This window comes from Micromonospora sp. WMMD1155 (assembly GCF_029581275.1).
Classification (GTDB): Bacteria; Actinomycetota; Actinomycetes; order Mycobacteriales; family Micromonosporaceae; genus Micromonospora.
The window spans coordinates 2,701,298-2,716,462 of sequence record NZ_CP120742.1; the positions used below are offsets into that span (position 1 = coordinate 2,701,298).

12 protein-coding genes are annotated in these 15,165 nt (G+C 68.9%); 5 read left to right on the forward strand and 7 right to left on the reverse strand.

Features of this window, described 5'->3' with window-relative positions; genetic code table 11:
- Positions 1–202: 202 nt before the first annotated feature.
- The 4 genes from rpsF to rplI all read left to right on the forward strand — a co-directional run bounded on the left by rpsF (position 203) and on the right by rplI (position 1,847).
- Positions 203–493, forward strand: coding sequence for a 30S ribosomal protein S6 (rpsF, locus tag O7617_RS12190; RefSeq protein WP_007073791.1), 291 nt, complete (start codon positions 203–205; stop codon positions 491–493).
- 78 nt (positions 494–571) lie between these two features.
- Positions 572–1,105 (forward strand): single-stranded DNA-binding protein, encoded by a 534-nt coding sequence (locus O7617_RS12195; protein WP_278136685.1) that lies wholly within the window; start codon positions 572–574, stop codon positions 1,103–1,105.
- A gap of 41 nt (positions 1,106–1,146) precedes the next feature.
- Positions 1,147–1,386, forward strand: coding sequence for a 30S ribosomal protein S18 (gene rpsR / locus O7617_RS12200; protein ID WP_013289355.1), 240 nt, complete (start codon positions 1,147–1,149; stop codon positions 1,384–1,386).
- A 14-nt stretch (positions 1,387–1,400) separates the two neighbouring features.
- Positions 1,401–1,847, forward strand: a complete 447-nt coding sequence (gene rplI / locus O7617_RS12205; RefSeq protein WP_030331806.1) for a 50S ribosomal protein L9 — start codon at positions 1,401–1,403, stop codon at positions 1,845–1,847.
- Between the two features lie 123 nt (positions 1,848–1,970).
- Here the strand turns inward: rplI and O7617_RS12210 are convergent, their stop codons facing one another.
- Complete coding sequence (locus O7617_RS12210) at positions 1,971–3,500, reverse strand: hypothetical protein (protein ID WP_282263570.1); 1,530 nt, start codon at positions 3,498–3,500, stop codon at positions 1,971–1,973.
- Between the two features lie 428 nt (positions 3,501–3,928).
- Complete coding sequence (locus O7617_RS33450) at positions 3,929–4,102, reverse strand: hypothetical protein (RefSeq protein ID WP_348774211.1); 174 nt, start codon at positions 4,100–4,102, stop codon at positions 3,929–3,931.
- On the opposite strand from O7617_RS33450, the gene O7617_RS12215 reads away from it, so the two are divergent.
- Entirely contained in the window at positions 4,028–7,999 is a 3,972-nt protein-coding gene (locus tag O7617_RS12215; RefSeq protein WP_348774193.1) for a replicative DNA helicase, read from the forward strand. The two genes, O7617_RS33450 and O7617_RS12215, sit on opposite strands and share 75 nt — an antisense overlap.
- A gap of 1,014 nt (positions 8,000–9,013) precedes the next feature.
- Here the strand turns inward: O7617_RS12215 and O7617_RS12220 are convergent.
- The 5 genes from O7617_RS12220 to O7617_RS12240 all read right to left on the reverse strand — a co-directional run bounded on the left by O7617_RS12220 (position 9,014) and on the right by O7617_RS12240 (position 14,817).
- Positions 9,014–9,691 (reverse strand): maleylpyruvate isomerase N-terminal domain-containing protein, encoded by a 678-nt coding sequence (locus tag O7617_RS12220; protein ID WP_282263574.1) that lies wholly within the window; start codon positions 9,689–9,691, stop codon positions 9,014–9,016.
- A 136-nt stretch (positions 9,692–9,827) separates the two neighbouring features.
- Positions 9,828–10,202, reverse strand: coding sequence for a zf-TFIIB domain-containing protein (locus O7617_RS12225; RefSeq protein WP_282263575.1), 375 nt, complete (start codon positions 10,200–10,202; stop codon positions 9,828–9,830).
- Positions 10,203–10,224: 22 nt separating this feature from the next.
- On the reverse strand, positions 10,225–10,857 hold the full coding sequence (locus O7617_RS12230) for a phosphoribosyltransferase (protein WP_282263576.1): 633 nt from the start codon (positions 10,855–10,857) through the stop codon (positions 10,225–10,227).
- A 41-nt stretch (positions 10,858–10,898) separates the two neighbouring features.
- Positions 10,899–12,242 carry a glycosyltransferase 87 family protein gene (locus tag O7617_RS12235; protein WP_282263577.1) on the reverse strand — a complete coding sequence of 448 codons (1,344 nt, stop codon included), beginning with the start codon at positions 12,240–12,242 and terminating at the stop codon, positions 10,899–10,901.
- 49 nt (positions 12,243–12,291) lie between these two features.
- Positions 12,292–14,817, reverse strand: a complete 2,526-nt coding sequence (locus O7617_RS12240; RefSeq protein WP_282263578.1) for a bifunctional diguanylate cyclase/phosphodiesterase — start codon at positions 14,815–14,817, stop codon at positions 12,292–12,294.
- Between the last annotated feature and the right edge of the window lie 348 nt (positions 14,818–15,165).

Below are 15,165 nucleotides of genomic sequence, written 5' to 3' on the forward strand. Positions count from 1 at the left end.
GACCGGTTGACGGTCGGAAGGTGGGCCCCCGTCGGCACGGCAGAGCCAGTGCCCCACCACTCCGGGCATGATCGTCCGGACCGGCTATCCTGGTCAGGTTGTCCGCGTCCGGTCGGGTTCCCCCGGCGCGTGCGGGCAGCGACGCACGACCTCCTGCCACGGAAGGACCGTGGCCGCATAGCCCACAGGAGGTGAGCACGTCTTGCGTCATTACGAGATCATGGTGATCCTCGATCCCAGCCTCGAGGAACGCACCGTCGCCCCGTCGCTCGACACGTACCTGAACGTGATTCGGACCGCGGGTGGCTCGGTTGAGAAGACGGACGTGTGGGGCCGCCGGCGCCTCGCGTACGAGATCAACAAAAAGGCCGAGGGCATCTACGCCGTCGTCGACCTGCAGGCCACGCCTGCTGCCGTGGCCGAGCTGGACCGTCAGCTCCGGCTCAACGAGTCCGTGCTGCGCACCAAGGTCATCCGGCCGGAGATGCGCTAAGCATTCAACCCGGTTCGCCCGGATCAGCCTCCGCGACTCTGTCGTACGGCTCTGCGAGCCTGTACGACGAGACGCTGAGTGCGCGAGGAGATGGTCATGGCAGGAGACACCACCATCACGGTCATCGGCAATCTGACCGATGACCCCGAGTTGCGGTTCACCCCCTCCGGGGCTGCGGTCGCCAAGTTCCGAGTCGCTTCGACGCCCCGTTTCATGGACAAGGCGACGAACGAATGGAAGGACGGCGAGCCGCTGTTCCTCGCATGCACCGTGTGGCGGCAGGCCGCCGAGCACGTCGCCGAGTCGCTGCAGCGTGGCGCCCGGGTGATCGTGTCGGGCCGGCTGCGTCAGCGGTCGTACGAGACCCGCGAGGGTGAGAAGCGCACCGTCATCGAGCTTGAGGTCGACGAGATCGGCCCATCGCTGCGCTACGCCACGGCGAAGGTGCAGAAGATGTCCCGCTCCGGCGGCGGTGGCGGCGGCTTCGGCGGCGGTGGCGGTGGCAACCAGGGTGGCGGCGGAGGCAACTTCGACGACCCCTGGGCTTCGGCTGCTCCCTCTCCCGCGCGTGCTGGATCGGGCGGCAACTTCGACGAGGAGCCTCCGTTCTAATGGCGCCGAGCGCCCGCGATCGCAAACCAGGAGCACGTGCAATGGCCAAGGCTGCGGCACTTCGCAAGCCGAAGAAGAAGGTGAACCCGCTCGACAAGGACGGGATCACCTACATCGATTACAAGGACACCGCGCTGCTGCGCAAGTTCATCTCCGACCGCGGCAAGATCCGCGCTCGGCGGGTGACCGGCGTGACCTCGCAGCAGCAGCGGCAGATCGCCCGTGCGGTCAAGAACGCCCGTGAGATGGCGCTCCTGCCGTACACGGCCACCACCCGCTGAGAGGAGGCACCGATATGAAGATCATCCTGACTCAGGAAGTGTCCGGCCTCGGTGCCCCGGGCGACATCGTCGAGGTCAAGAACGGCTACGGCCGTAACTACCTGCTGCCGCAGGGCTTCGCGATCGCCTGGACCAAGGGCGCGGAAAAGCAGGTCACGGTCATCAAGCGGGCCCGTTCGGCCCGTGAGATCCGCGACCTCGACCACGCCAACGAGGTCAAGGCTCAGCTCGAGGGTCTCAAGGTCAACCTGAAGGTCCGCGCCGGCGACGGCGGACGGCTCTTCGGCTCGGTCACCCCGGCCGAGATCGTGGACGCCGTCAAGGCGGCCAGCGGCCCGGTCCTCGACCGGCGTCGGCTGGAGGTGCCCGGTCACATCAAGTCGACCGGCACCTACCCGGTGAAGATCAAGCTGCACCCTGAGGTGACCGCGTCGTTCAACCTGAACGTCGTTCAGGGCTGACGTCCGCAACACCACCACGAGGGCCCGCACCGAGCGATCGGTGCGGGCCCTCGTGCGTACCGTCGTCAACCGACCCGCTCAGGGAGCGGGCAGCCGAGCCGTGCCGCGCCACCCGCTGGGCCGTCACCCGATCGGCTGGCCGGTCACCGCGCTGATCAGCACCGTGGACAGGCCGCCGCCCACCACTGCGGCGGCGACGGCGATGGTCGCCGAGCGCCACGTCGTGCCCACCCGACGCAGCAGAGCCGCCACCACCAGACTGCTCACCAACGCCAAACCGAAGCGCGGCGACCCGGCAAGGAGAGACTCCAACGCACGCGAACGGGCCGAGTCGCACCCGCCCCCGCTGATATCGGTCACACAACCGGCCGGTGCCTGACCGTCCAACGTCAACAGCCACACGAAGATCAGCATCGCGGGCACCAGGTAACAGGCCGCCGTGTACAGCAACGGCCGGACCGAACCGCCCGGATCCGGGTCCAGCAGGTCGTCCTCAAGACGTCGAGAGAACGCACCGGAGGCCGCCGACTCGACCCGCCGACGCACCGACGCCGCCCCGACCGGAGGGCGATCCGCCCGACGTCGTGGTGCCCCACCGCTCGGCACCGGCGCGCTGCGTGGTCGCGGGGCCGTGTAGCCCACCACCGGTGACCGGGGTGCCGACGTCGTCGGATCCATCCAGCGGGGATCGTCATCGGCCAGCCGGGTGCCGGGCCAGAACCCCTCGTCCCGTGCCGGCCAACCCTCAGCGGCCACGGACCGGTCGGAACGCGGCGCCAGCGTCTGGTCCCACTGGTCGTCCTCGATCGCGGACCGCTCCCACTGACCGGTGCGGTCGGACCGCTCCCAGCCGCCGACGCTCTCCACCGCCGACCACTGCTCACTCAGATCCGTGCCGGCCGCCGAAGGCCACGCGTGCACGCCCGAGGCGTCCCACGGATCCACCGCAGGCGGATAGGACGGCTCGGGCTCAGCCGGCCGGTCCGCCCCTCGAGCCCACGGGTCGGCAGGCGGACGGGTCCAGGACTCCTCCGCCGCACGGCGGCTCCGCCGGGTGGGGCGCTTCACCTCCGGCTCGGGCGCCGGCGGCTCGCTCGGGGTGGACTCCACATCCCCGCCCGACCAGATCACCTGGGGACGGGCGGTGGACGCCCGACGAGGGCGGCGTTCCCGGACCGCACCGGAGACCGGCTCGTCCTCCTCGGCGTCGGCGCGACGACGGCCCGCGTACCCCTGCTCCTGCGGGCGGTCGAGGGTCCACTCCCGAGTGTGGTCCGAGTCGGGCGCGGCACCGATCGCCGCCTGCTCGCGCCAACCCGTCTCGGTGCCCCGCCGCCGGCGGCTGCTCGACGCCTCGGTCGACCGTCGGCCGGCACCGGACGTGGGTATCTCGCGGTCGTCCTCGTCCGGTGCCGCGTGGCGGCCGCCGCCGTCCGCGTGCCGGACACCCGACTCCAGGGCCCACCGGGGCAGGTAGGCGTCGACGGGCTCGTCCTGACCACGGTCCAACGCGCGCCGCCGACTGGAGGTGCGGTAGCGCCCTTCCTCGTCGTACGGGTCAACCGGAAGGGACGCCGCGCGCTCACTCCACGAGGCGGTCGGCGGGCGCTCGCGCGGGCTGCCATCCCCGCGTCCCCAGTCCCGGTAACTCACGGCCGGAGTGTGACCCTTCTGAACCCAAAACGGAATCCGCTGTCCAGGTGTAGCCGTTCGCTGGAGATAGTACGGGACGATCGTGTCACAGAGCCGACCGAAATATCTTCCTCCACAGGCTGGGGAGCATGTTTCCGCAGGTCAGAAAGCTATGACGAAGAATTCCCCAACAGTTGTCCACAGGCTGTGCACACGCCGCGCACATGCTGTCCACCGACATCCACAGGTTGTCCCGAGGCTCGTCCACCGGCGTTGTTGAGTCTCTGACCTCGGGGTCCGTATGGTTGGCCCTCGACCGCCGGCCCGATGGCCCCCGATCGGCCGGCCCGGTCGGACGAGAAGCGTCGTACCCCAGCGGTAGAGCTGGGATCGGGTTCGGCGCAGTGGAGGGGGGACCCGTGTCGGTCACCGACGACATGCGGGCAGAGTCACGCTCCGGCGGAGGTCAACCACCCGCCCAGCGGGACGGCCAGTTCGACAAGACCCCGCCGCAGGACGTGGCAGCCGAGCAGTGCGTTCTCGGCGGCATGCTGCTCTCCAAGGACGCCATCGCCGACGTCGTCGAGATCCTCAAGACCAACGACTTCTACCGGCCGGTCCACGCCACCATCTTCGACACCATCCTGGACATCTACGGTCGGGGTGAGCCCGCCGACCCGATCACCGTGGCCGCCGCCCTGACCGACTCCGGTGACCTGGCCCGCATCGGCGGCGCGCCGTACCTGCACACGCTCATCGCCAGCGTGCCGACCGCCGCGAACGCCGCCTACTACGCGCGGATCGTCAGCGAACGGGCGGTGCTGCGCCGGCTGGTCGAGGCCGGCACCAAGATCGTGCAGCTGGGCTACGGCACCGCGAGCGGCGGCAGCCGCGACGTGGACGACATCGTGGACCTCGCCCAGCAGGCCGTCTACGACGTCACCGAACGCCGGGTCAGCGAGGACTTCGCGGTCCTGGCCGACATGTTGCAGCCGACGCTGGACGAGATCGAGGCGGTGGGTGCGCAGGGTGGTGTGATGACCGGTGTGCCGACCGGCTTCAGCGACCTGGACCGGCTGCTCAACGGCCTGCACGCCGGTCAGTTGGTAATCGTCGCGGGACGACCTGGGCTGGGCAAAGCGCTCGCACTCGACACCCCACTGCCGACCCCGGGCGGCTGGACCACGATGGGCGAGATCCGAGTGGGTGATCAACTGATGGCGGCGGACGGCAGTCCCACCACCGTCACGCACGCCTTCGACGTGATGCATGGCCGGCCCTGCTACGAAGTCGAGTTCTCCGACGGCACGGTCATCGTGGCGGACGCGGAGCACCTGTGGAAGACGACCACCCGAGCGAGCAGACGGCAGGGGCCGGTGCGGCAGAGCCGGCGCTGGTCCGAGTCGTCGATGGCCAACGTACGCGCGGCGCACGAGAGTCTCGGCGCCAGGGGCAACCAGCCCGTCACACTCTTCGACACGATTGCGCAGGTCGGCCCGGAGTTCCGGCATGTCCTGCACACCGTCGCCCGCGAAGTCGGGTCGATCGGCCGGATCAGCCGCCCCATCGTCCGAGCCGGCAGGACGCGGAACTGGGCGGCGCCCGGCTATCCGGCCGGACCTCTTCTGAGCGCACTTCTTGAGCGGACCGCACGGAAGGGCAACGCTGACAGCCAGGCCGACCACGGCGGTGTCGTCACCACTGCCGAGATCGCGGCCACACTCCGCACTGACACCGCCGATCGACGGCTCAACCACGCGGTACGGAACACTGCCCCCCTTCAGCTCCCGGACCGGGAGCTGTTGATCCCGCCGTACACATTGGGAGTCTGGCTCGGTGATGGGCACACCCACGCCAGCCGCTTCACCACCGCGGATCCGGAGATGGTCACGCACATCGAGGCGGACGGCTTCTCGGTGCGGCCCGGTGGACCGATGGTCTACACCATCCTCCTGGAGGCAGAGCCTGTCGTTCCGGGGATTGGGGTCTGCGTGGACTGTGGCGTCTCCACCCGTGCGTTGCGCGAGAATTCAGCAACTCGGAAGTGTGCCGACTGCCACAACAAGAACCGTTCCTTCGTCGGGCTGCTGCGCACGATCGGGGTGGCAGGCGACAAGCACATCCCAGGCGCCTACCTGCGCGCCTCCGAGGCCCAGCGCCGCGCGTTGCTGGCGGGCCTGATGGACACCGACGGCACTGTCGCCCCTTCAGGCAACCTGCAATACACGTCGACCTCCAAGCGGCTGGCAGAGGACGTGCGTGAGCTCGTGGTCAGCCTCGGATACCGCTGCACTGTCAACCGGAAGTCCGTACGCGGCCGCACTCCGGAATCGTCGATCGCCTACACGTTGAACTTCTCCACACCGGACCCTGTCTTCCGGCTGAAGCGGAAACAGGATGCACACGCCGAACGGCGCCGTACCGCCTCCGACGTTCGGACGACCTCCCGGTTCATCGTCGACGTCCGGCCGGTCCCCAGCGTGCCCGTGCGCTGCGTGACGGTCGACAACGACGAGCACCTGTACCTGGCCGGTCGGGCCATGATCCCGACGCACAACAGCACAGCAAGCATGGACTTCGCCCGGAACGCGGCCATCAGGGCGAACCAGGCGGCGGCCATCTTCTCGCTGGAGATGAGCAAGGTCGAGATCGTCATGCGACTGCTCTCGGCCGAGGCGCGGGTGCCGTTGCACGTGCTGCGCAGCGGGCAGCTCTCCGACGACGACTGGACGAAGCTGGCTCGCTGCATGGGCGAGATCAGCGAGGCGCCGCTCTTCGTGGACGACACGCCGAGCATGAACCTCATGGAGATCCGGGCCAAGGCGCGGCGGCTCAAGCAGCGGCACGACCTCAAGATGATCGTGGTCGACTATCTCCAACTGATGACCTCACCGAAGCGCACCGAGAGTCGTCAGCAGGAGGTCGCGGACCTCTCCCGTGGCCTCAAGCTGCTGGCCAAGGAGGTCGAGTGCCCGGTCATCGCGGTCAGTCAGCTGAACCGTGGCCCGGAGCAGCGCACCGACAAGCGCCCCCAACTGTCCGATTTGCGGGAATCTGGCTGCCTTACGGCGGAGAGCCGAGTGATTCGGGCCGATGACAACACCGAGATCACACTAGGTGAATTGTTGTCCAACAACACCAAGGACATTCCCGTCTGGGCGTTGGACGAGAGCCTTCGCTACACAGCCCGCACCATGACCCATGTCTTCCCCAGCGGCACTCGCGAAGTGTTTCGGCTGACCCTTGCGTCGGGCAAGCAGATCGACGCCACGGCGAACCATCCCTTCCTGGCCTTCACGGGGTGGGTGCCACTCGGTGAACTGTCGCCGGGAGATCGCATCGCCACGCCACGTCACCTACCGCCGCCGATGATGACCCGCCCGTGGGCCGAGGCGGAGGTGGTGATGTTGGCGCACCTGTTGGGCGACGGATCCTTCGTGCGACGTCAACCCATCCGGTACGCGAGCTGTGACGAGCTGAACCTTCAGGCCGTGTCCGACGCGGCGAAGCATTTTGGGATTTCGGCCGTCCGCGACGATTATGCGGCTGCGCGGGTGACGACCCTGCGGCTGCCAGCGCCCTATCGCCTGGCTCGCGGTCGGCGCAACCCGATCGCCGCTTGGCTGGACGACCTCGGCCTCTTCGGTTTGAGATCGCACGAGAAGTTTCTCCCTCCGGCCGTCTTCAGCCTGCCCAAGGAGCAGATCACCTCCTTCCTGCGGCACCTGTGGGCCACCGATGGTTCGGTGACCGTCAACAGCTCAGGCCGCGGCGGGCGCGTCTACTTCTCGTCCACGAGCCGGCGAATGCTCGAAGACATCTCTCGACTCCTTCTGAGGTACGGCATCACGGCCCGACTGAAGGTGGTGCCAGTTTCGGGGCACCGTCCTCAGTACACGCTCGACATTTCCGGCCGGGACGACCAGTTGAGGTTCCTGCGCGAAGTCGGCGTGTACGGGCAGCGGTCGGACGGCTGCGCCGCTCTGCTTGCCGCGTTGGAAACGACGGAGAGCAACACCAATGTCGACACCGTGCCGCGCGAGGTATGGACCAGGGTCAAGGAGATTCTGGTCGAGCAGGGCATGACTCACCGTGAGTTCGCGAAGGCCATCGGCACCCAGTTCTGTGGAAGTACTCTCTGGAAGCGTGCGCCCAGTCGCTCCCGACTGGCGGCGATCGCCACCGTCCTTGACGCGGCTGACCTGGACCTGCACGCGACCAACGACATCTTCTGGGACTCGGTCGTGTCAATCGAGTCGATCGGCGAGCAGGAAGTGTTCGACGCGACCGTCCTCGGTAAGCACAACTTCATCGCCAACGGCATCGCCACGCACAACTCGATCGAGCAAGATGCCGATGTTGTCATCCTTCTGCACCGTGACGACTACTACGACAAGGAGTCGCCGCGGGCGGGCGAGGCGGATTTCATAATTGCCAAGCATCGGAATGGGCCAACTGACACCGTAACCGTCGCTGCGCAATTGCACCTGTCGAGGTTCGTGGACATGGCGATCGGATGAGAGGCACGAGTGCCCGTCTGACGCCGGCGCAAGTCGAGGATGCCGTGCATCGTGCGGCAACGGGCGAGAGTCTGACTCGAATCGCCAATTCGTACGGTGTCAGTAGGCAGGCGATTTCTGGTCTGTTGCGTAGGCGAGGGGTGCCTGCGCGGTCCGTTGCCAAGTTGACCGAATTGGAACGCGTGGAAGCGGTCAGGCAGTACGTCGAGGGTCTGTCGCTGGCAGAGGTTGCGAAGATATTCGGGCTTACAGAGCCTGGAATGCGGGGCTTGTTGATACGGCGCGGTGTAGTGATCCGCCGGGTTGTTCACACGCTTCGTCACGATGCGTTCGACTTGTTGACGCCGGAGGCATGTTACTGGCTCGGGTTTCTCTTCGCGGACGGGTGCGTCACGTACCGCGCGCGCCATCTCCCGCAGATCTCCGTTGGCCTCGCCCAGCGCGACCGCGAACACCTTGTCTCGCTTCGTACGTTCCTCGGTTCGACCAGCAGCATCTCAGAACCTAGCCCCACGCACGGGTCGTGCCAGTTCTCGGTGCGCTCGACTCGCCTGGCAGAGCGCATGATCCAGTTGGGGAGGTACGAAGGCCCGCTCGGCGAACGACTGGGCGAGTCACGCGACTTCTGGCGTGGTGTCGTCGACGGAGACGGCTCAATTGGAAGTTACCGGCGGCCGGGTTATCGATCGTCGGAGTTTGCGCAATTCAGGCTGGTGGGAAGTCAGCGTCTGTTGGACGCATTCACTGCATTCCTCAGGAGTCATGGCATCTGCGGCCTCTCTGTTCGCCCCCATAAATCGATCTACGGGGTAGGAACGACCTGTGGGCCGGCGAGGGAAATAATTGGTTTGTTGTACGCAGGAGCGTCAGTTGCATTGGCGCGTAAGGCGAGAACCGCGGAGGAGATCCTGGGCGGACACTTGGCCGGCTGACGAACGCTCGCAGCATTGCGAAGAAGGCGGCGTGGTCGACGACATCCACAACATCAGGCGAAAGTGGCGAAGCGCGACCAGCTCAGCCGAGCAGTGGGAACCAGCCCGCCGACTCGCCCAACTCCAGCCGGTCCCGGTCGGTGAGCGGCACGCGTCCGGTGGCCTTCAGGAGGAAATCGTGGTCGGTCCAGGCGGTGGGGCGTACGGTGTCGTCGCTGAGCAGGCCGTCCATGGTGGTCACCGCGACGCGTGTCGCCAGAGGACCCGGGGGCGGCGCGCCGGGCAGGTCCACGATCAGGTCCAGGTGGTGGACGACAGCCTCGGTCGTCAGGGTGGCGAGGAAATCCGGTACGCGCAGCACGTGCCCTTGCGTGGTCACGTACCCCTCGGGGTCGGTCGACGCGGCGGCGCGGACCGCAGCCGGTGCGGTTTCTCGCCAGAGCCGGACGATTCCGGTCGGGCTGTCGAAGGCGCCGGCCGAGCGTCGGACCCACCAGGCGTGCCGGGTGGCTTCGTCGTCACCGCCGGGGAAGTCACGCCAGTAGCTCACGTCGTCGACGTCGGCGGGGCCCTCCGTGGGGCTGGCCAGTGCGACGAGCGCGCGTTGGGCGTCGCCGAGCACGTGTAGGAGCAGGTCCGCGACGAGCCAGCCGTGGCAGCGGGTGGATCGTTGCAGGCCGGCGTCGTCCAGGCCGTCGACCGCCGCGCTGATCCCGGTGTACGCCTGGGCCAGGGCCTCGTCGGCCCGGATCACGGTCATGCGAACCAGCCTGGCACGACGGATTCCGCCCACCGATCATCGACGGGGTGGCCGGGGACGCGGCGTGAGGAGCGCACCACGGCGTTGTGCCCGGGTCGACGCGTGGATCGACCCGGGCGCGCTGTCGGCGGTGGGATCAGCCGAACATCTCGTCGAGGAAGCCCTTGCGCTTCTTCTGCCGGTAGTGGCCGTGGTAGCCGTGGTGCTGCTGCTGGTGGCCGTACGCCGGCGCCGGCGGGTAGCCGTGTGCGGGCGGGGGCGGCGGCGGGACGGCACCGTAGCCAGGCTGGTGGGGGGCCGGGGGCGGCGGGGGCGGGTAGCCGGCCGGCTGCTGGGCGGGTGCGCCACCGCTCTGTTGGCGGCTCCAGTTGGCCTCCGCCTCGAAGAGCTTCTCCAGCTCGCCGCGGTCCAGGAAGATGCCTCGGCACTCCCCGCACTGGTCGATGACGACTCCGCTGCGCTCGTACTGGCGCATTTCTCCACGACACTTGGGACAGGTGAGACTACTCATCGCCCGACGGTACCTGCTGGACCTATGCAGTTGCTGTGAGCGCCTCGGTGACTTCTTCGTCGGACACTTCGTGGAAGTCGTCGTAGTAGACGCTCACCGCGCCGAAGTCCGGTGGGCGTTGGGCGCAGATGACCTGGTCCGCCTCGGCGGCGAGGAGTTCGTAGGCCTCCTGTGCGCCGACCGGGACCGCGACCACGACCCGGTTCGCCCCGAGTTGACGGGCGACCTCCACGGCGGCGCGGGCGGTCGCACCGGTGGCGAGACCGTCGTCGACGATCACCGCGGTCCGTCGGGTGAGGTCCAGTGGTGCGCGACCGCCCCGGTAGAGCCGTTCGCGGCGCTCCAGCTCAGCCTGCTCCCGTTGGCTGACCTCGGCGATGTCGTCGCTGCTGAGGCGGCTGGCCACCGCGTCGTTGAGCACCTGGACACCGCCCGGACCGAGCGCGCCGAAGGCGACCTCCCGGGCCCACGGCATGCCGAGTTTGCGGACGACCAGCACGTCCAGTGGTGCGCCGAGCCGTTCGGCGACGACCTGGGCGACCGGTACGCCGCCGCGCACGAGGCCGAGGACGACGACGTCGGGTTCGCCGACGAGTGCGGTGAGCCGGTCGGAGAGCACCCGGCCGGCGTCGGCCCGGTCGCGGTAGGTGGTCATGCCTTCAGGTGTACGCCCTGAGGCGGTCCTGCGTGCGGCAGTTACGCGGAAGAAGCCCGACCGGACACGTGGCCGGGAACCGTGGTCGGCGCCGTGTCGGCGGTGCGGTGCAGGGCAGGTGCCCAGGTGAGCAGGGCGAGCGGGTACAGCAGGTAGCCGAAGCGGGTCGAGGGCATCAGTGCGATGGCGGCGAGTAGTCCGTATCCGCAGATGGCGGCGGTGGCGACTGCCGTGCGGGGCGGGCGGCGGGCGAGTCGGACGGCGATGGCGATGCCCGCTGCGACCAGCAGGGCGGCGGCGATCAGCCGACCGGCGGGCAGCCCGGTGGCGATCAGGTAGCCGGGGAACGGGGATTGTGCGGGGCTGGTGACCAGGCCGTGGCCGAGGGGGAAGCGCAGCACGTTCTCGGTCAGCGCGTCGCGGTCGACGAGCATCGCGGGCAGGAGGGCGGCGACCGGCAGGCCGATCGCACCGGCGGCGACCCGCGCGCCGGCGCGTCGGGTCAGACCCCAGACGATCAGGACCAGGGCGACCGGCCAGGCGAACAGTTTCAGCGCGCCGGCCAGCCCGACCGCGAGGCCGGCCCGGCCGGGTCGGTCGGCGGCGGCGAGCGCGAGGGCCAGCAGGCAGAGCGCGAGTACGGGCAGGTCGTCGCCGCCGGTGGCGAGGGTGAGGGCACAGATCGGCAGGACGGTGGCGGCCTGGACGCCGCGCAGCAGTGCGGCGTTCCGGCGGTGAGCGGTGTCGGCCTGGTCGGTGTCGGTGGTCGTTCGGCGCAGGGCGGTCACGGCGAGGGCGAGGGCCAGTGCGGTGCCCACCGCGAACCAGACCCGGGAGTCGGTCCACCAGGTGTCGGCGAGTGCTCTGGGTAGGCCGAACATCGCCATGCCGGGCTGGTACGGGGTGTAGCCCATCAGTTGCTCGCCGGGTGGCAGGGCGGCGATCGCGTCCGGCCCGAGGTACGGGGTGCCGTGTTCCAGGAGTCGGGTGCCGGCGTGTTCCACGACCAGCACCTCCTCCTGGGCGCGGTCGGTGCGCCCGCCGGCCCGCTCGACGCTCTGCCAGAGCAGGGGCAGTAGTGCGGTGCCCGCCCAGGCGAGGGCGGTTATCGCCCAGCGGGCCGGCAGCCCGACCAGCGGCGATGTCGGTGAGCGTCGGCGTAGCAGCAGTTGGGCGGTCACCACGAGCGTCGCGACCAGGTAGCCGACGGCGGCGACAGCGCCCCAGGCCCGGTGCGGCAGCAGGGTCGACGTGACCGCGGTGATCGCGGCGAAGATCGTCGAGGCGGCGTAGAGGCCGAGGTCGAGGGCGAGCCCGCCGGCGGCGGTGTCGACCGTCCGCCAGTGTCGGCGACGGCGGCGGGTGGTCGGGGCGTCGGCGATCACGGCGCAAGTCTGGCAGACCGGCTCGCTTCGGCAGCGGGCCGATGCCTGGTCAGGCGGGCAGGTGCGGGAGGCGGTCGGTGCGCGACCGGCCGGTCTGGCGGCGGTTCTGGCTCAACCTGATCACCGCGCCGGCGTCGTGCAGAGGTGCGGCCAGGGTGCCGGGTCGGCCGCCCGAGCCGCGTTGCATCGCCGCGAGCAGGGTGCCGGCCGGCATCGGCCGGGCGAAGAGGTGCCCCTGACCGGCGACGCAGCCCAACTCCCAGAGCGCCCGCCGTTGCGGCTCGCTCTCCACCCCCTCGGCCACCACGTCGAGGTCGAGGCTGCGGCCCAGGTCGAGGGTGGAGCGGATGACGGCGGCGGCCTCCGCGGAGCTGTCCATCGTCGTCACGAAGCTGCGGTCGATCTTCAGCTCGTGGACCGGGATTCGGGAGAGCAGGGAGAGCGACGAGTAGCCGGTGCCGAAGTCGTCGAGCGCCAGCCGGACTCCCTCGTCGCGGAGCCGGCTGAGCACCCGGTCGACCACGTCGAGTTGGCTGAGCGTCAGCGTCTCGGTCAGCTCCAGCACCAGTCGGTCCGGTGGTAGGTCGTGGGCGCGCAGACGGGCCAGCACCGAGCCCGGGAACCGCGCGTCGAGCAGGCTGCGTGGGGACACGTTGACCGCGACCGGCACGTCGAAGCCGGCGTCCCGCCAGCTGGCCGCGGCGATCAATGCCTGGTCGAGGATCGCCTCGGCGAAGGCCGGCAGCAGGCCGGAACGTTCGACGGCCTCCAGGAAGCGCAGCGGGTCGATCATGCCGTGGGTGGGGTGGTGCCAGCGGGCCAGCGCCTCGGCGCTGGTCACCTCGCCGGTGCCCAGGTCGACGATCGGTTGGAAGTTGACGACGAACTCGTGGTCGGCCACCGCACGTGGCAGGTCGCCGCCGAGGGTGAGGCGGCCCAGGTCGGCGGTGTCCCGCGTCGGGGCGTACGTGGCGATTCTCTGCCCGGCCCGCTTGGCCTGGTACATGGCGACGTCGGCGCGGCGCAGCAGCTCGGCCATGCCACCACTGGACGGGGCGACCGAGATCCCGCCGCTGGCCTCCACGCTGATCCGCATGCCGTCCAACTCGAAGGGCTCGTGCAGGGCGGCGAGCAGCGTCTCGGCGCGGTGCGCGGCCACCGCCGGGGCCGGTAGACCACGCAGGAGTACGGCGAACTCGTCGCCGCCGAGGCGGGCCACCAGGTCACTCGACTGGGCCGCGCCCCGCAACCGGTCGGCTACCTGCACCAGCACCTGATCACCGGCGGCGTGCCCGAGTGTGTCGTTGACCTCCTTGAAGTGGTTGAGGTCGATCAGCACCAGGGCGGTCACGCCGTCGGCGTGGCGGCAGCTCAACTGCTCGGTGCCCTCGTCGAGGAGTTGGCGGCGGTTGGCCAGGTCGGTCAGCGCGTCGTGGGCGGCGGCGTAGGCGTGTTCGTCCGCCACCCGGGCGAGTTCGGCGTACGCCAGGGCGTTGCGCACGGCGGTGCAGAGGGCGGAGGCGAAGGTGCGCAGGGTGTACTGCTCGCGCTCGGAGAGCTGCACCGGGCCGCGGAAGCGCAGCCGAAGGACGCCGACGTCGACGGTCCGGTCGTGGCCTTCCAGCGGCGTGGGCACGACTGTGCCGTCCACGTTGGTGGGGGTGCCGGTCGGGCCGTCGAAGGTGATGCCGCCGGTGCCGCCGCGTACGGTGCGACCGCCGTCCCGCAGCTCGATCTCGACTTCGTCGGCGGAGAACAACTCGGCGGCCTGGGTGACGGCGGTGGTGAGGACGGCGTCGAGGTCGACCACGTTGAGCGCGTCGGTGGTGCGGGCGAGCCGCTGCCACGCCTGCTGTTCGGTCCTGGAGCGGATTCTCGTGGAGTAGGCCAGGTGCAGGCTGAGTACGAGTGGTGGGACAGCCAGCAGGAGCTTGAAGTTCGCGTCGAGGATCAGCAGCGTGCAGACCGCTACGACGAACCGTACGGCGAAGCCGGCGAGTCGAAGGTCGAGGTTGGTCCGGAACTGCTTCGAGATCCTGGTGTTGGAGGCCAGTGCGATGACCGGGATCGCCAGTAGGTCGTCCAGCAGGGCAGCGACCAGGTACGAGGCGGCCACCGGCACGACGAGAGCGGCGGTGTTCTCCGGCGGCCAGGTCCAGGCCGTCATCGCCAGCGTGATGCCGGCACCCCAGGCCACGATGACGTTCTTACCGACGCTGAAGGCCATCTTGATCGGCGGTAGGCGGAGCGAGGCGAACATGATGCCCACGGCGGTGCAGAGCACCACCGACTGGGCGGGGGCGAGGGCGAGGCCGATGATGATCGCAGCCTCGGTCCAGCTGATCGAGTGGGTGGTGGATCGGATCCGCACCCTCGCTTTGACCAGGGTTCCCAGGGCGATGGCGATGGTGAGGGCGACGAGGATCGCGGCATCGTTCGGGGTGGCGGACATCGCCGAGCGCGCTGCGACCGGTAGCGAGGTTGCCGTGATGACGGTCGCCACAACGACGACGAGACCGACGAGCAGCCGTAGCCGCCGATCGGTCTCAATCTCTCGTCGCTGAGGAAGGGTCATGCAACTCCCGAAGCCTGCCTCTGCCGTGCTCGTAGCCTACCGTCCGGGGCCTGTGCTCGTCCCCGGTCGAGGGGTCAGTTCCACTCGCTGCCGCGCATCGCGATGCCCCTCTCTGTGCTGTGTCTATTCGGGACCTACCCCAAAGGGGAGGTCTTCCTCCGAAAGGCAGCTTAAGAGAAGGATCGACAGCTTAGAAGAAATAAATGTCGGTATGCGCAACATTAGCCAAGATGGAGTATTTTTGTGACGTTCTGTCCATCGTTGCTGAACGGAGTGCGGTCGGACTCGCCTCTTCTGGATTCGTTGGACACCTCGCGACTGCAGACGGTATCGGGCGAGATTATGGTC